The following is a 16,273-nucleotide window of genomic DNA, read 5'->3' as shown; positions in this document are numbered from 1 at the left end:
CGACCTCGGGTGTCCGGCTTCTTGCCGGCATGTCGTCACGAGTCCGTCGCAATGATCGATTTCGTGAGCCCGCATATGCGTTCGTGCAAGATCGTTGCGTTCGGGAAGTAGTCCCGCATTTCGGTGATGCCGATCAGTTCGGTCCACAGAACCTCGTGGCGCGCCTCTTCCGTGCTCTGCGGACGCGTGTGTACCAGCGGCCAGTGTTCGGCGATGGTGACTCGGGCAGCGGCAGGCATGAACTGCATTCCGGGAAAGAGCCAGTGCGGTTCGACCGGAAAATACCGGTATGGCGTCTGGACCCAATAGCGCGGTGCGAGCCCGCGGACCTGACGAGCCAAGTCCGCTCTCCGCGCATGTCCGCCTACGTGCTCGATGAGGGAATTCGAGAACACGACGTCGAAGTGGGTGTCGGTCTTCGCTTCTGCGAGAACGCGTGCAGCGTCACATGCATCGCCGAGGATCGGCGTGATCCACCCATCTTCGGACTCGCCGGGCTCGAAGAGATTCAGTACGGTTACCCGGCCCGGTCTGACGGGGGCACGGCGCCAGGTCTCCACTGTTCCACCGAGGTCGAGAACGTGCGCCTTCTCGATCCCCGGGAATGCTTCGGTGAACATCTGCCAACGCCGCATCCTCGCCTTGGCGCCCAGAGATGTCGGAGAATCCACGACCATGCGTCGTATTCGGGTGCCGTTCACGCGATCCCTCCGGCGATGTGGCTCTCGAGGTTCGTGAAGGACCACACTATCACCGTCGGGTGAGTAGGAGACCGATCTCGAGACCGTTCGAGGGAGACGTACGCTCCGCGGGTATTACTCTCGAATTCATGACCCGACAAAGGGTTCGTATCGCAATCGTGGGCATCAACTATGCCCCCGAGTCGATCGGGATCGCGCCTTACACGACGCTTCTGGCTTCCGGATTGGCTGCCCGCGGACACGAGGTCCGGGTGTTGACCGGGTTTCCGCACTATCCCGAGTGGACCCGTCACGAGGGGTGCTTTCGACTTCACTCCGAAGAAATCGCGAATCGCGTTCGCGTCGGCCGTTTCGGTCACTACCTCCCGCGGCGAGCAACGGCGTTCGGGCGTGCACTGATGGAAATTACCTTCGGGTTGCAGGTTCTGCTGGCTCGATGGAACGACCCCGAGGTCGTTCTCTTCGTGAGCCCGCCGTTGCTCGCGGCTGGAATGTCGGCGATGCGAGCACGATTGTCGCGGTCGCGACCGGCGGTTGGTGTCATTGTCCACGACATCTACAGTCGAGCGATCGAGGAGACCTCGGCGATCGGAGGCAGATCCGTGCCGGCGGTCCGCGCTCTGGAGGCGGCGGTCCTTCGGCTGGCGGACGAGGTCGTGGTGATCCACGAGGGGTTCACGGAAATTCTCGAGCGTCTCGGCACCGATCACGGCCGGATCCGCACGATCCGGAACTGGAACCACGTGGCGCCACCGGATCCTGCTGCGAGCGCGGTGTTCCGCGCCTCCTCGGGATGGAGCTCCGGCGAGGTGGTGGTACTCCACTCGGGGAACATGGGGGCGAAGCAGGGCCTGGAGAACGTCTTGGCGGCCGCCCGGCTGGCGAGTCTCGAACGACTTCGTGTTCGGTTCGTTCTGCTCGGCGACGGAAATCAACGGGCCCGGCTGGAGGCCGAGGGCGCAGGTATCGACACCCTGCAGTTTCTGGATCCGGTCGGGGACGACATCTTCCCGGCGGTCCTCGGAGCTGCCGATGTGCTCCTGGTGAACGAACGGCCGGGTGTCGCGCAGATGGCGGTTCCCAGCAAGCTGACCTCCTATCTCAATTCCGGGAAGCCGGTCCTCGCTGCGACGGACAGCGACAGCTTCACTGCAGCGGAGGTTGCAGCGTCGGGTGCAGGTGTACGGGTTCCCCCCGACCGACCTGACCTACTGCTCCGCGAGGCGGTGCGTCTCGGTACCGATAGTGCGCTCGCAATTCGGTTCGCGGACGCGGGCCGACGCTACTGTGCCACGGTGCTGTCCGAGCATGAGGCGTTGGATCGCTACGAGGAGTGGATCCTCGATCTCGTGCATGCCGCCCGCGGGTTGGGGACACACTGATGGCAAAGCGGGCATTCGTGACCGGTATCACCGGGCAGGACGGGTCTTACCTCGCCGAATTCCTGTTGGACAAGGGCTACGAGGTGCACGGGGTCATTCGTCGTGCGTCGACATTCAACACCCACCGCATCGACCACCTGTATGTGGACCCCCACGTGCCCGGCGCGAGGCTCTTCCTGCACTACGGAGACCTGATGGACGGGGCGCGGCTTGCAACGCTGCTTTCGGCGATCCGTCCCGACGAGGTGTATCACCTGGCCGCGCAGTCTCATGTTCGGGTCAGCTTCGACGAACCGGAATACACCGCCGAGACAACCGCATTCGGAACTCTCAGATTGCTGGAGGCCATTCGTCGAATCGGGCTGGACTGCCGCTTCTATCAGGCTTCGAGTTCCGAGATGTTCGGTGCGTCGCCGCTCCCACAGAGCGAAACCACCCCGTTCCATCCACGTTCGCCCTACGGCTCGGCGAAAGTCTTCGCCTTCTGGTCTGCGTGCAACTACCGAGAGGCGTACGGACAGTTCGTCGTCAACGGAATCCTCTTCAACCACGAATCGCCCAGGCGAGGAGAAACCTTCGTCACGAGGAAGATCACGCGCGCGGTCGCGCGTATCCGGGCCGGTCTCGACCGCTACCTGTACCTGGGCAACATCGACGTGGTCCGTGATTGGGGATACGCGCCAGAGTACATCGAGGGAATGTGGCGCATGTTGCAGGCCGACGCTCCTGACGACTATGTTCTCGCGACAGGAACAGGATATTCGGTACGTGAGTTTCTCGCTCTCGCATTCGATCACGTCGGGCTCGATTGGGAGAGGTACGTGCGATTCGATGACCGCTATGTCCGTCCTGCCGAGATCGATGCGTTGGTCGGCGACGCGACGAAGGCCAGAACATCCCTCGGCTGGGAGCCGCAGATACGGACCCCGGAACTAGTGAATCTGATGGTCGATGCGGACATCTCGGCACTCGAATCGGGGGAGCGACACTGGATCGACAGGCCCGCGCTTCCGGGTTGGAGCACCGCACCGAGTTGACTGCGGGCCGGTTAGTGACGATACGTGTCCCGGTGTGCGAGAAACCAGTCGTACGTCGTTCTGATCCCTTCCGCAAGCGGTGTCTTCGCGGACCAGCCGAGGTCGGCGAGGCGCTGGATGTCGAGCAGTTTGCGTGGGGTCCCGTCTGGCCCTGATTCGTCCCATCGGATTTCCCCGCGATAACCGACGGTGTCGGCGATGATGCGTGCGATTTCCGAGATCGTGACGTCGGAACCCGAGCCCACATTGATCGGGCGCTCTCCGTCGTAGTGATCCAGCAGGAAGTGGAACGCGTCCGCGGCGTCGTCGACATACATGAGATCGCGCCGAGGCATTCCTGTTCCCCAACAGGTCACGAACGGTACCTCGGCGAGCATCGCTTCGTGGAAGCGACGGATCATCGCGGGTACGACGTGACCGTCGTGCAGAGAGAAGTTGTCGCCCGGGCCGTAGAGGTTGGTCGGCATGGCACTGATATAGGGCAGACCGTGTTGCTTCCGTATTGCGGTGACCTGCGCAATCCCGGCGAGCTTGGCGACCGCATATCCCTCGTTCGTCTCCTCCAGCGGCCCGGTGAACAGCGCCTCCTCAGGGATCGGCTGCGCTGCGAACTTCGGATAGATACAACTCGAGCCGAGAAAGAGAAATCGCTCCACCCCGTTCGAGACGGCACTGTCCAGCAGATTGAGTTGTATCCGCAGATTGTCTGAGAGGAAGTCCACGGGGCGGCGGGCGTTCGCTGCTATTCCGCCCACCCGCGCTGCCGCGTCGATCACGACCTCCGGCCGGGCGTCACGGAAGAATGTCGCTGTCGCGTGAGCGTCGCGGAGATCCAGTTCCGAGGAACCGAGTCCGATCAGATTCTCGAATCCGTGCTGCAGGAAGTGGCGCCACAATGCTGAACCCACAAGTCCCCGATGCCCGGCAATGTAGATCCGGGTGCTCGGCGACATCGAAGGGAAACCCGTCACGATACGACCGTATTCGATGCGGGAGATGCCGGCGGCGATTCGTCGTGCACAGCACTTTCGTTCCCGAGCGCTGCCGGATCCGGTATGCGCTACGGCACTCCTTCGATACAATTCCGAGAACGGAGACGCCCCGAGAGGTACGGATTGGGCAGAAGCATGCCGCTCACAAAATCCGAGAACCTGCGCGATCCGCCTCGGCCGCATCCTGCGCCGTGGCCTCGAATGGTCGTGGACGCAGTCCCGATCGACCTGATCGATCGCGAGATGGCAATGTCACTGATCATCGATGCAATCACCGCCCCGGATCCCCTCGTAGTCGCCTCGGCGAATCTCGACCATCTCCATCATTTCGGGGGCGACGAGTCCTGGGCTGCGCGGCCACCCGCCGTATCCGTGGGAGCGTCGCCGGAAGGACTGCGTTGGCTCACGCTTCTCGACGGGGTGCCCCTCGTTCGGAAGGCCGAGGCGCTGAGTGGCCGGGATTGGCCGAAACTGTCGGGCAGCGACTTGATCGGCCCGATTCTGGAGTATGCGGCGAAGCAGGGTACGCGAGTGGGTTTCCTGGGTGGAACCGCAGAAACGCACGAGCGTCTTCGCGCGGCGCTGAACGCACGACTTCCCGCGTTGGAGATCGTCGGTACCTGGTCACCGACCAGAACCGAATTGCTGGATCCTTCGAGTTCGGCGGCGATCGCCGGTCAAATCCGTTCCAGCGGAGTGGAAATCCTGGTGATCGGTCTCGGAAAACCGCTGCAGGAGAATTGGATCGAGCAGTTCGGGACGGCAACAGGTGCACGGCTTCTCCTCGCTTTCGGTGCTGTCGTGGACTTCCTCGCCGGCCGAGTGCGAAGGGCGCCGAAGTGGATGGCGGACAGCGGCCTCGAGTGGGCATGGAGACTGATGTTGGAACCACGCCGGTTGAGTCATCGCTACCTTCTGGAGGATCCACCTGAGTTGCTGAGGCTGATGCGCAGGGCGCGGACCGTGCAGCGCGGGCCGACGACGCTGATCCACGACTCGAGCGCAGTGCGTGGGACTTTCGTCGCACCCGGGCGTCGGGCCGTCGTCAGCGTTGTGGTGGTGACGCACAACAGCGCCGACGACATATCCCGGTTGATCGACGACCTGAGTCTTGCGGCTCACGACCAACCGATGCGGGTGATCGTCGTCGACAATCGCTCATCCGACGGCACGGCCGCGCTGGTGCGCCTGCATCCCGACGTCGTGTTGGTCGAATCCGGGGGAAACCTCGGTTATGCGGGTGGGATCAATGCGGCGCTCCCGTTCGTCGACCCATGCGACGCAGTGTTGATCCTCAATCCCGATTTGTCACTGGCGCCCGAGTCCGTGGCGCGTCTGACAACATCGCTCCGCTGCGACGACCGAACCGGTGCGGTCGTGCCCCTGATCATCGACAAGGACGGTGAGATCTATCCCTCGCTCCGCCGAGAACCGTCGATCCTGCGTGCGATCGGTGACGCATTGTTCGGCGGCAGGCTGCGCAGGAGGCCGAGATTCCTGTCCGAGATCGTCTACAGTCCAAAGGATTATATCGACGCACACGAAGTGGACTGGGCCACTGGAGCTGCGGTGCTGCTCCGGTCCTCGGTCGCGCGAGAAGTCGGCCCCTGGAATGAAGAGTTCTTCCTCTACTCAGAGGAAACGGACTATTTTCGCCGCATCCGAATGGGAGGACACCTGGTTCGGTTCGAGCCGGCCGCGGTCGTACAACACCGGCAGGGCGGATCCGGAACATCGCCCGCGCTCACGCGACTCATGACCGTGAACCGCATTCGCTATGTGGAACGTCATCACGACGGCACATACGGGATGCTGTTCAGATCGGTGGTCGCACTTTCCGAAGCGCTCCGTGCCTACGATCCGGACCATCGGCGGACGCTGTCCACCGTGCTGAGGCGCAGGAGATGGCGAGAACTACCCCATGCGACCACCGATGCCTGAACCGGTCTCCGGCCCTACCCGACGCGGTGCAGTCGTCGTTCCTGCGTACAACGAGGCCGCTGTGATCCGGCGGACGCTCGCACCGCTGGGTCCGCTCGCGGCGGAGGGATACTTCGAGCTTCTCGTGGTGTGTAACGGCTGTGTCGACGACACCGCCGCGGTTGCCCGGAGCATCCCGGGCGTGCGGGTGGTCGAGCTGCCTCAGGGATCGAAACCTGCAGCTCTGAACGTCGGTGACCAGGTCGCTTCACTTTGGCCCAGGCTCTATCTCGATGCCGATATCCGGATTTCGGCTGTAGCCGTACTGGCCGTCCTCGATCGCCTCGCCCGCGGTGACGTCCTTGCCGGGCGTCCGCCGTTCCGCTACGACTTCGAGGATGCCGAATCTCTGGTTTGCAGTTACTATCGTGCCCGACAACGGATTCCACAGAAGACCGTCCTGTGGGGTGCCGGGGTCTACGGGCTCACCGAAGCAGGGCACACGAAATTCGGGTCCTTCCCGGATCTCACCGGGGATGATCTGTTCGTCGATAACTGGTTCGGCCCGGACGAGAAGGTCATCGTCGATACCGAACCGGTGACGGTGACGACTCCGACCGACATCGCGAGTCTGCTCGCGATCCTGCGACGCAACCATCGGGGCGTATCCGAAGCCTGCACGGGCGACGGCAACGCGGGACGATCCGCCCCGGCCACGGCCCTCGCAGTGCTGCGGTCGATTCGCGGTCCGCAATCCGCTGCGGATGCGCTGGTGTACAGTGCCTTTGCGCTGGCGGCCCGATGGGGTGTGAGACAGAGTGCGGTGGGCTGGGAGCGCGACGAAAGCAGTCGGTCCCTTCATTGATCTGTTGTTACTCGAATTCGCAGCCGTCCGCTCCGTCGATGCGATAGAGGTGAACCGCATTTCCGTCGACGAAGGAATCGCGGAAGGTCTTGTCGACTATGGGGATTGTGCGGCCTTCGTCCAGGACCTCCACCTGGGTGGCGTTGCCGCACGAGAGTGTGACCGTGGAATCACCGCCTGAGTTCCGGGTGGAGCCGGCAAGGATGTACAGGCTGTCGTCATGGTATTTCGTTGCAATGTCGACAGGCCCGTCGGACCGGGCGAATCCGTCGACGAACGGCGCATTGAGCACCGGGGCGAGTTTCGTGATCTGCGCGTTGAGTGCCGCTACCTCTTCGCGGACGGCATCTCCGCATCGGTCTCGGAACACGTTGTACGACAAGCATGGACCTCCGAAGCTGTGGGAGAAGTAAATGATGCCTCGTGCACCGTTGATGATGCTGCTCCAGACCGCGGCCCTGATCTGCGGGCCGGTGATCCCGGCGTCCCCGTAGTCCGAGAAGGGCTGCCCTACTTCGACGAAGTTCCACACCGGCATGGCCGCGCGTGGCTGAATCAACGAGCGAACGTGTCGCGTCGTCACGCCGTAGTTCGCAGCCAGCTGGCATTCCGAAGGGGGTAGATCGGTCTGCCCGTTCGTTCTGAGCACACCACCCTCGTTCGCCTGGCAGATGCTCTCGTCGGTGAACCAGTAATTGTCCGCGGATACGACGTCCTGGAAATCGTTGACGAAACGTTGGGCCGCATCCCGAGTCTCCCAGAACGTGACGCCCTTGCCGTAATTCGTGAACGCAAGGACGCCCGGTGGCACCCTGTCGCTGAAAGTCGACATCACCGTGTAACCGCACTTGGCGTCCGCCGGTATGCAAATCGGCCCTTCTCCCGGCAAGCGCCCTGTCCACGGAGCCTCGCCGGCTCCCGCCCACATGTCCGCCTCGTCCGTGGTGAACTGACCGGCCATCAGGGGATCGGTTCTGCTGGGGAGAGCGAACATCCCGACGTCGCGTATTGCGCCGAGGTTGCTGTCCTCGGTCAATTCAACATAGGTGTTCAGGCCGAGCGCCCGATCGTCGGCGACCTCTTCGGGGGAGGTCACTTTGGCGAACCAGATTGCGAGCGGGAAGAACTCCGAGGTCGTCGGCAGTGAATTGTCGAACATGTCGTAGTAGCGTTCGCCGCCGTCGACCGGCCGCACCGACGGGCCCGACGGTTCGAAGACGACATCGACGAAATAGCCGGTGCCGTCGTCCGACCTGTCGGGGATCCCGCTGCCGTAGGTGAACAATCCTCGGTGCGCGGTCAACCATCCCGTCCCCACGGTGGCGCCCTCGTCGAATGCATCCGGATCGGCCGAATGGTGTCCCTGGGATGCGCGGTAGGAGATCACGTAGTTCTTGTCCGCCTGTATCGGAATCGGATTGTCGAAAGGAATCTCTCGCCAGCCGTTCTGCCCAGGCGGGATGGGGGTTGTTCCCAGGACGTCGCCATCCGCTGACCACAGGGTCGCCATGATCGGGGCGGTATTTTGGGAACCCTGAAAAATCCGTGCCGCCGTGATCATTCCGTTGCTCGACGTGGCGAACTCGGTCGCAATTTCGATCGATCGATCGTCCGGATCGGCGATCACCGGTGGGACGGATCCATCGGGCCACAGGCTTTCCGTCGCCGCGTCGGCGTTTCCGGGCTCCTCGGTCGGGACGCCCGTGCAGGCGGTGAAGATGGTTGCGACGAGCATCGGAACCGCGAACCACCGTGTGGTCGCTCGACTGTCGGACACTGTTCCGGCCTCGGGCACAGTTCTAGCCTTCCGGGAGCTCGGTGGTGTCTCGCTCGGGGGAGTGTCCGCCGTACCTGACGGCTTCCGGCACCGTGATGTTGTAGGTGGACCAGAGCAGGCCGAACACGATGAAGAACGTCAAAGTTGCCTGCTGGTAGTAGAACAGATCGAAGGTGGTGCTGGAGACGAGGATACCGACCAACACCGATCCCATCATGTACGCCTGATCGCGTTCCCGAGGCGAGTCGGCGCGGCGCAGACCCGCCGCGATGGCGAAGATCGCCCCACCGGTCAGCAGGATCATTGCAGCGAGACCGACGGCGCCGCCCTGAACAGCCATCCGTAGCCATTCGTTGTCAAGGAGCGGGTACGCGCTCGGAGGCGCACCCCCGAGACCGAGACCGAAGACGGGATGCTCGCGGAAGGTCTGCGACACTGCGGCATAGTCGGCGGTACGCGTCAGGATGCTGTCGTCCTGTACCGATCCCGTGATCGTTCTCCACAGAGCATCGAACGTCTCCGGGAAGTATGCGACGTATCCGACTATCGCAATCGTCCCGGCGACGGCAGCAATGAAGAGCTGGCGAACCCGGAACGCGAACATGTACACGAGCAGACACGCGAACAGAGTGAGTACCCCGGTGCGGGAGACGGCGGCCGGCATGGCAACCAATGCCACACAGCAGGTGGCAGCTGCAGCCCAGCGGGCGACTCGGCTCGCGGCGAACCGCGCAAAGTGAATGGTCATCGGAACGGTGACGGCAGCGAGAACGGAGAACTCGATCGCGTGCTCCGAGGTTCCGAGTACGCGGACGGTGCCCATCCTCTCGGAGAGTGCCAGGTACTCGGACTCGAGGTTCGCCACGAAGCCCGGTGGCATGAACAGAAAGCGCAGATCGAGCGATACCAAGCTCTGGAGCAACCCGACAGAGCACGCGAAAGCGAAACCGACGGTGAGACAGCCGAGGATGATGGTGCGCTGGCGAGCGGTCTCGACTCTCGCGAGCACGAACAGAGCCACCCCGACGTTCGCGATCAGGCTGATGACGGCTCGGGTCTTGTTCGCCTCGACGAGGGGATCTCCGGGGCGGAGCAGACCGACCCCGTAGACCAGGGTTAGCAGCAGGAAGAAGAGAAGTACGACGACCGCTCCGGGATTGACGGTGCGGTGAGCCGTCTTGCGCCGCAGCGTGAGGAAACCGAGGGCAGCGAGTCCGAAGAGTATCACCGCGATCACCCGTGCGGGTGAGCCGTTGCTCTTGAGCGGCCCCGGCGGAATTGCGTAGGCCGGCAGAGCGGGGATGAGCACGCACAGGAAGCAGAGCAGCCAGGGTGTGCGTTCCCGCTGCCCGGCTGGATCGGCCGCATCCGCGCGGACGTCGACCTGCCGACGGGGTGCAGCAAGCGACGTCGTCTTCATCGTGCATCGACCGCATCGTCGTCCGGGGCTTCATGCTCGCGCTGTGCGTCGACGTCGTACGGAGGCACACCATCACGCGGTGTGTCGGAGATCGGCGGTCGGGGTTGGATCCGCCGGCCCGATCTCAGCCGGGTGAGCAGAACGTCGGCAAGCACGGTGACCAGGATCGAAAGCCCGGTACCGGCAGCGAGAATCGCGATGGTCGACCGGGTGCGGGTAGGCATCGCGGCAACCGGAGTCCCAGGTGGTGTGACGACGAACGGCGTCACCATCTGGTCCTCGGGTACACGCGCCTGCTGCTGCAGGGTTCGCAGTGTCACTTCGGCTTGCGCCGCCACCAGTTCGAGAGTCTTCGTCACTTCGGCGGGATCCGATGAAGTCTGCTCGACGAAGACCATAGGCAGTTGGGGGTTCGGAGGTGGGGTTGGGAAGGCTTTCGCGGTGTAGTCGGGAGAGCCACCGGCAGCAACGACGCGGTCCACCACGGTCGGCTCTCGCAGTCCCAGCGCCGTCAAGTTTGCAACCAGGGAGGCACCGCCGACATCGAGTAGACCGTTCCGCCGGATCTCACCCCCGGCCGAGGGAGAATCCTGCCTGACACTCGGGGGAGCCAGACCGATGACCGTGTTCGCGTAGTAGACGGGCTGCACGGAACTGTAGACGCTGTAGCTGTACCACACGCTGATCGCCAGTAGCGGAAGCAGGACATACCACCGCCGGAAGCACGATCGCGCGACATCGAACAGGTCCACGTCAATGCTCCCTCGTCATCGGTTCAGCTACCACGTGATACGCGCGCAAACCTCGAACCGCACTCGACGACTCGGCCACCCTCAGGGCTCCGACCAGCATCAACCCTACCGAACAGAGCCCTGTGTGCATGTCGATTCCGTCCTAGTCTGCTCCGCTTCGGTCGACGAGCACCACGCCCACCGGACAAACGCCACAGTCACGGAGACTTTCGGTCGCTCGCGCCAAATCCCGTCGGCGGGTCTCGGCCGGTACGACAGTCAGCAGCACTCCGTCGGCGTACCCACCGACTATCGATGCCGTGCACGTCGCCAGGACCGGGCTCACCGCGACGACGACGGTTGTTCCGTCGGCACGCAGATCTTCGATCATCGATTCGGGATCGGCACCCGGGAAGCCGCTTTCGCCGGACGGAGAGGAATCGGACAATCCGAGTACAGAGGGTCTTCTCGACTGTTCTTGTAGCGGGGACAGATCTCGAATCTCGCTCTCGTCGTGGTCGAGAACGACCACACGGTCACCGGCCGAGATCATGACCCGCCCGAGGTTCGATGCGACTGCCGCCGTATCGACCTCGCCGTTCGGAGACGCCAGCACCCAGGCCGCAGACCGCTCATCCTGCCCGGCACGTCGCCGGGTGAAGGTGAAGGAGCGCAGACGCAGCCGTAGTCGGCGATACGCGTCGAGTTCGTCGTCCGTCGCCGCACCGGTGCCTTCGACGCGTGCGACCACGGGAGCACCGGACACTGCAGCGGCGCAGCGCGCGGTTCGAACGAGCGGGTCGGTTCGAGCCCGGATCCACGCCGCGACGGTACCGAGTAGTAGTCCGAAAAGCACTACTGCGGTAGCGAGGCCGGCTCGTTCGGTCCACGACTGGCTTGGCTCCGATGCGGTCGAGACGATTCTGGTGTCGACCATCTGATCGTCCTCACCTGTCGGTGTCTCCAGAACATCGACGTATCGGACGAACTCACGTGTGACCGTGTCGGCCAGGAGGCGAGCTCGTTCGGGGTCTTCGTCGGTGACCGCGACATCGATGAGAGAGGTCCTCGGTGGGACGATCGTCGCGCTGACCTCACCGGCCAGCTCCCGAGCGCTCATCGGGACAGCAAGCGCATCGACGACGAGATCGCTCACGACCTCGCTGGTCAGCAGAGCGACATAGGAATTGACTCTTCCGGAGACCACCTCGTCGTTCTGGTAGGCAGTGGCCGTCGTGGAACCTTCGATCGACACCATCAGCCTGGCGGTCGAGACGTATCGGCTCGGAGTCAGCAGCAGCCACAACAATCCGACGGCGATCACGGCGACCGTGACGACGGAGAACGTCCTCCTGTAGGGCCTCAGGTCGGCGAGGAATGCATTCAATCTCACTCTGCGGCCTCGATCCGCTTGTCGGCCTCGGAATCACGGATCGAATTCGGTCGAGCCCGTGCGTCGAACAGCACGACCGTATTCGTCGGCAGCAACTGTGAGACCTCCCGGAGCTGTTCCTCCGTGGTGGCATTGTCCCTGACAGCGAGCACCGCCACATCGGATTCGGCCGCGATCGCCGCGGCGGTCGTCACCGAAGGACAGGCCAGTACCACGAACGCGTACAGCTCGCGAAGGTCGTGGAGCGTACTGCGAAGCGCAGCCGAGCCCGCGGGACTCCCGAGATCGCCCGGTACGGTGCCCATACCCCGGAAGTCACCGGCCGGAGTCCGGACGACGGCGCTCGACGCTGCCGCATCCCCGCGCACAAGGTCGGAGATTCCCGGCATATCGCGCTCGGACAGCAGGCCGGTCGAGTCGGCATTTCGGAAGTCGAGGTCGACCAGGATCACTGAATCACCGTGTGCGGTGAAAGCCGATGCCAGGAAGACGGCCGAATCCGACGCCGTCGGGGCTGGGCCGGCGCCGACCACCGTGATCACCCCGTGTCCGGGCTGCGGTAGGGCGGCGAGCAGACGATGCAGGACCGACCGAACCTCCGGTGTGAGTTCGCCGGAGGGACCACTACGGATCGAGCCGATCAATGGCAGCCCGGAGATTCGTGCGACATCGAGCGGGTCTCGGATCGAACGGTCGAAAAGTGAGCGCAGTACCGCTGCGGTGGCGCCGAGAACCAATCCGGCCAGTGTGGCCGCGAGCAGGGTGACCGGGACGGTCGCGCCCAGAACGACGACGCGGGCGGCGGGCGCCGGCGTGTCCACCACCACCAATTCGGCTCGGGGAACCAGCGATCCGGGAACCGACTCCAGGGTGCGCACGGTTGCCGCCAGCTCCGAAAGGAGAACGGTGGCGATCCGATCGGCCTCCCCGGGGGACGGGGCTCCGAATTCGAATTCGATGAGCGCGGTACCGGGCGGATTGTTCGCTGCGACCCGCCTCGACAGCACAGCCGAGGAGATCTCGAGTCCGAGGTCCGCGATCACCCGCGCGGCCAGGTCGTCACTACGTGCCAGTGCAGCGTAGTTGCGGGCACGTGCCTGAGCGTAGGAGTCGCCTCCGTCGAGAACGCGGCTGACATCACCCGGCGTTCGAACGAAAACTGTTGCTTCGTAACGATACAGAGGGGGATGGATCAGCAGAACCAGGGTGGTCGCGGCCAGGGCGAGTAGGACACCCCACACCAGCCAGCGCCACCGGCTGCGCAGTACCCGGCCGTACTCGGCGATCGGTCCTGTCATGATCGGACCTGCCGTTCGAGAGGTTCGAGCGATTCGGTCAGTGCCGCGCCGATCGCCTGCGATCCCAGGGCGTTCGGGTGCTTGCGGTCCTCGGCCAGCAATTCCGAGGTGTCCGAACCGATCATCGATGCGATGGGATCGACGAACAGCACGCCCTGGGTGCTCGGTTCGGCGGCGAGCCGGGCGACGAATGCGTCGTCGAATCCGAGGTTGTCCGCTGGATCGGTGAGAAGGCGTGGCCTGACGAAGACCACCGCGGCCTCCGGCCATGTCCGCCGGGCGTCCTCGATGGTTGCCACCATTTCCCGGTAAACATCCTCCGAAGGTGGAAAGAGATCGTTTCGGCCACCGTCGAGAACGACGACGTCGGGATCGTGGACGGTGGCCAGCCGGGGGATACGTTCGGTGAAGGAGGTCGATCGGCCGGAGTACTCGTCGACGACGAATCTGTTGGCCGGACCACCGCTGATGTACCCGGTTCCGGGTACCGCAGAGAGGATGCACAACCAGTCCATCTCGACCGCGGTGGTGCACGCGTAGGACATCTCGGCGAGCCCGTTCCCTGCGGTGTACGAATCGCCGATGAAGAGAACGGAGGGACGGTCGTACTCTGCGACCTGTTGCCGTGAGATGTCCATGGGCGCGGACGCGGCTGTGGCGTCGGTGGTGAGTGTCGGTCCCGCGACGATCACGACGCCGACAGCGACAGCAGCGGCCGAGACGAGCGCGGCCAGGTCCCATCGAGTGAGCCGAACTGCGCTCCGGTCGCTTCCGGTCCGGTCACCACGGGCTACGGAACCCCGTGTTGCAACGACCGCGCCATCGCCTCGGCCTCCGGAAACCGGCCGTTGCACGCGTCGGGCATCGGCCCGACGCCGGACCAGGACGACGCCGAGCACGATCACCACGGTGAGCACCGCCAGTGCCACCACCGTTCGCCGGTTCCGGGTCATCGGGTGACCTCCGTGCGTACCCACGCGGCGATGTTGTCGGCGAGCTCGGATTGCCCGGCGTCGGTGGGGCCGCTGAGATCGGGCCACATCCGATCCTCGGTCAGCAATGGGGGATCGAGCGCATCGAAGTAGGGGACGCCGGCCTGCTCGGCGGTGGCGCGCAGGGCGTCGGACACCCGGATCACCGATTCCGGAGCCGGCGACTCGTACCACGAAGGGCCGACGACGAGCGTCCGCTTGCCCGTAAGAATGCTCTTGTTGATCGCGTCGATCGCCCCCACGGAGATCGCATCCGTCTCCGGTAGACCGGTGTCCGCGAGCCCGCCGACGATCAAGACGACGTCCGGGTCGTCGCGCAGCGCTCGGTCGACCTGATAGGTGAAGGCGTGCCCGCCCTGTCCGTCGGCGACGTAGCCGGAGTCGGGCAGGGCGAAGTTGGCCACCGACCATCCCGTTCGTTCGGCCATGAGTGTCGGCCACACCACCCGGTTGCGAAGCCCGGCCGACCAGTCGTCCCCGACAACCGCGACCCTGAGCGGGGAACGGTCCGCGTCGGGGCGGGTCGCGAGTCCTGACGCGGCGACCAGCACGCCGATCAGAGCGACTGCGACGACGACTGCCGTCAGTGTCCGTGGAAAGGTGACACGACGCTTCATCGCGTACCCACCAGATCGTCGTACGTGTCGAGCAGTCGGTCGGCGACTGCGGGCATGCCCTGGTGAACCTGCACGGTACGACGTCCGTTCTCGCCCATCGCGTGCGCGAGGGAGTCGTTTTCGAGCAGGGATGCAACTGCTTCGACCAGGGCCGGAACCGCGGGGTCCGTGACGACACCGCTACCGGTTCGCTCGATCAGAGGTGCCAGGCCACAGTCGCGTGTCACGACGACGGGAATGCCGACGGACATCGCTTCCAGCACCGACATCGGGTACGGCTCGCGAATCGCGGGTAGCACGTACACGCTGGCGTCGGCCATTCTGCGGGGAACATCGGCAGGGTCGAGAGGTCCTTCCCATGTGATGCGGGGATCCGGCGCGGCCGCGAGTGCGGTGCGCAATGCCCGGCCGTCACCTCCGTCGGGCCCGACGAGGGTGAACCGCGCGTCGACGCCCGAGGACAGCAGCGCTCGCGCTGTCTCCACGAACGCGGTCGGGCGCTTGCGTGCATGGATGCGCGCAACGAAGAGGACCTCGGGAGGTTTCGTGTTCGATCGGCGAGGGTTGCTCGATGGGCGCGGCGGATAGACGGGGACACCGTTTCCGAGTTCCACGAAACGGGGCCCGGGAACGGAACCGAGTCGGGTCACGGCATCCAACTGGTCCTTCTCCAGCGGCGTCAGGTGGAACACCGCTCCGGCAGCCAGCAGTACCTTCCGCGTCCACACGGCGTCGAGCGGGCCGGCGAGTGGATGGCCGGACGGGATGATCATGCCGTGGGTCTGTACCGCATAGGGGATTTCGTGACGTCGTGCGCACACTGCGACGGGAAGAACCACGAGGTCACGGCCGAGATGGATGTGAACGACATCGAAGCGGGTGCGGTTGCGGTGGAACCAACGTTGCAGACCGGGCGCGCCGACACCTGCGAACCCGGTTCCGGGTACAAGCGTTCGAGCAGTGAAGAGGCGTACCGGAACGCCGTTCAACCGATTCGGTGGCACCTGGTAGCCGCGGGTGCCGGCGGCGACTGTCACTTCGTGGCCCCGGTCTATCAATTCCGCACTCTGGTTGAGCGCGACGCGCGCCGGCCCCCCGTATGCACCGTCGGGATCGAGAAGCGTGACAACCTGCAGAATGCGCACGGA

At 64.3% G+C, this 16,273-nt stretch carries 14 protein-coding genes; 4 read left to right on the top strand and 10 right to left on the bottom strand.

Going from position 1 to position 16,273, the window contains the following annotated elements; genetic code table 11:
- Nucleotides 1-35: 35 nt before the first annotated feature.
- A complete protein-coding gene (locus ACN675_RS03430; protein WP_420749518.1) occupies nucleotides 36-701 on the bottom strand; it encodes a methyltransferase type 11 in 666 nt (221 codons plus the stop codon).
- Between ACN675_RS03430 and ACN675_RS03425 the strand changes: the two genes are divergently transcribed.
- Together ACN675_RS03425 and gmd are read left to right on the top strand one after the other, a co-directional pair.
- Entirely contained in the window at nucleotides 656-2,083 is a 1,428-nt protein-coding gene (locus ACN675_RS03425) for a glycosyltransferase family 4 protein (RefSeq protein WP_420749517.1), read from the top strand. The two genes, ACN675_RS03430 and ACN675_RS03425, sit on opposite strands and share 46 nt — an antisense overlap.
- The gene (gene gmd / locus ACN675_RS03420; protein ID WP_420749516.1) at nucleotides 2,083-3,120 is read left to right on the top strand and encodes a GDP-mannose 4,6-dehydratase; all 1,038 of its coding nucleotides are present in this window, start codon (nucleotides 2,083-2,085) and stop codon (nucleotides 3,118-3,120) included. Before ACN675_RS03425 ends, gmd begins: the two co-directional genes overlap by 1 nt.
- Nucleotides 3,121-3,131: 11 nt before the next feature.
- On the opposite strand, the gene ACN675_RS03415 is transcribed toward gmd, so the two are convergent.
- Entirely contained in the window at nucleotides 3,132-4,091 is a 960-nt protein-coding gene (locus tag ACN675_RS03415) for a GDP-L-fucose synthase family protein (protein WP_420749530.1), read from the bottom strand.
- A gap of 222 nt (nucleotides 4,092-4,313) precedes the next feature.
- Between ACN675_RS03415 and ACN675_RS03410 the strand changes: the two genes are divergently transcribed.
- A complete protein-coding gene (locus ACN675_RS03410; protein WP_420749515.1) occupies nucleotides 4,314-6,053 on the top strand; it encodes a WecB/TagA/CpsF family glycosyltransferase in 1,740 nt (579 codons plus the stop codon).
- Nucleotides 6,034-6,897 carry a glycosyltransferase gene (locus tag ACN675_RS03405; RefSeq protein ID WP_420749514.1) on the top strand — a complete coding sequence of 288 codons (864 nt, stop codon included), beginning with the start codon at nucleotides 6,034-6,036 and terminating at the stop codon, nucleotides 6,895-6,897. Before ACN675_RS03410 ends, ACN675_RS03405 begins: the two co-directional genes overlap by 20 nt.
- Before the next feature lie 7 nt (nucleotides 6,898-6,904).
- Here ACN675_RS03405 and ACN675_RS03400 read toward each other — a convergent pair whose 3' ends face one another.
- From ACN675_RS03400 to ACN675_RS03365, 8 genes are all read right to left on the bottom strand, one after another.
- Nucleotides 6,905-8,632 (bottom strand): DUF4082 domain-containing protein, encoded by a 1,728-nt coding sequence (locus tag ACN675_RS03400; RefSeq protein WP_420749513.1) that lies wholly within the window; start codon nucleotides 8,630-8,632, stop codon nucleotides 6,905-6,907.
- Nucleotides 8,633-8,696: 64 nt separating this feature from the next.
- On the bottom strand, nucleotides 8,697-10,094 hold the full coding sequence (locus ACN675_RS03395; protein WP_420749512.1) for an O-antigen ligase family protein: 1,398 nt from the start codon (nucleotides 10,092-10,094) through the stop codon (nucleotides 8,697-8,699).
- On the bottom strand, nucleotides 10,091-10,846 hold the full coding sequence (locus ACN675_RS03390; RefSeq protein WP_420749511.1) for a hypothetical protein: 756 nt from the start codon (nucleotides 10,844-10,846) through the stop codon (nucleotides 10,091-10,093). Before ACN675_RS03390 ends, ACN675_RS03395 begins: the two co-directional genes overlap by 4 nt.
- 142 nt (nucleotides 10,847-10,988) lie before the next feature.
- Nucleotides 10,989-12,218 (bottom strand): hypothetical protein, encoded by a 1,230-nt coding sequence (locus ACN675_RS03385; RefSeq protein ID WP_420749510.1) that lies wholly within the window; start codon nucleotides 12,216-12,218, stop codon nucleotides 10,989-10,991.
- Nucleotides 12,215-13,516 carry a hypothetical protein gene (locus ACN675_RS03380; RefSeq protein WP_420749509.1) on the bottom strand — a complete coding sequence of 434 codons (1,302 nt, stop codon included), beginning with the start codon at nucleotides 13,514-13,516 and terminating at the stop codon, nucleotides 12,215-12,217. The genes ACN675_RS03385 and ACN675_RS03380 overlap by 4 nt, the downstream gene beginning before the upstream one ends.
- The gene (locus ACN675_RS03375) at nucleotides 13,513-14,469 is read right to left on the bottom strand and encodes an SGNH/GDSL hydrolase family protein (protein ID WP_420749508.1); all 957 of its coding nucleotides are present in this window, start codon (nucleotides 14,467-14,469) and stop codon (nucleotides 13,513-13,515) included. The genes ACN675_RS03380 and ACN675_RS03375 overlap by 4 nt, the downstream gene beginning before the upstream one ends.
- On the bottom strand, nucleotides 14,466-15,125 hold the full coding sequence (locus ACN675_RS03370; RefSeq protein ID WP_420749507.1) for an SGNH/GDSL hydrolase family protein: 660 nt from the start codon (nucleotides 15,123-15,125) through the stop codon (nucleotides 14,466-14,468). The genes ACN675_RS03375 and ACN675_RS03370 overlap by 4 nt, the downstream gene beginning before the upstream one ends.
- Complete coding sequence (locus tag ACN675_RS03365) at nucleotides 15,122-16,270, bottom strand: glycosyltransferase (RefSeq protein ID WP_420749506.1); 1,149 nt, start codon at nucleotides 16,268-16,270, stop codon at nucleotides 15,122-15,124. Before ACN675_RS03365 ends, ACN675_RS03370 begins: the two co-directional genes overlap by 4 nt.
- Between the last annotated feature and the right edge of the window lie 3 nt (nucleotides 16,271-16,273).

Source organism: Rhodococcus sp. O3, assembly GCF_048897285.1.
Taxonomy (GTDB): domain Bacteria; phylum Actinomycetota; class Actinomycetes; order Mycobacteriales; family Mycobacteriaceae; genus Rhodococcus.
Note: the sequence above shows the minus strand (reverse complement) of the source record. Positions and strands in the feature narration are given on the sequence as shown.

Excerpts from the sequence above, each read along its gene's own strand:
- ACN675_RS03425 (WP_420749517.1), top strand. The coding sequence starts at position 656 with ATGTCGGAGAATCCACGACCATGCGTCGTATTCGGGTGCCGTTCACGC.
- gmd (WP_420749516.1), top strand. The coding sequence starts at position 2,083 with ATGGCAAAGCGGGCATTCGTGACCGGTATCACCGGGCAGGACGGGTCT.
- ACN675_RS03410 (WP_420749515.1), top strand. The coding sequence starts at position 4,314 with ATGGTCGTGGACGCAGTCCCGATCGACCTGATCGATCGCGAGATGGCA.
- ACN675_RS03405 (WP_420749514.1), top strand. The coding sequence starts at position 6,034 with ATGCGACCACCGATGCCTGAACCGGTCTCCGGCCCTACCCGACGCGGT.
- ACN675_RS03400 (WP_420749513.1), bottom strand. The coding sequence starts at position 8,632 with ATGCTCGTCGCAACCATCTTCACCGCCTGCACGGGCGTCCCGACCGAG.
- ACN675_RS03395 (WP_420749512.1), bottom strand. The coding sequence starts at position 10,094 with ATGAAGACGACGTCGCTTGCTGCACCCCGTCGGCAGGTCGACGTCCGC.
- ACN675_RS03380 (WP_420749509.1), bottom strand. The coding sequence starts at position 13,516 with ATGACAGGACCGATCGCCGAGTACGGCCGGGTACTGCGCAGCCGGTGG.
- ACN675_RS03375 (WP_420749508.1), bottom strand. The coding sequence starts at position 14,469 with ATGACCCGGAACCGGCGAACGGTGGTGGCACTGGCGGTGCTCACCGTG.
- ACN675_RS03370 (WP_420749507.1), bottom strand. The coding sequence starts at position 15,125 with ATGAAGCGTCGTGTCACCTTTCCACGGACACTGACGGCAGTCGTCGTC.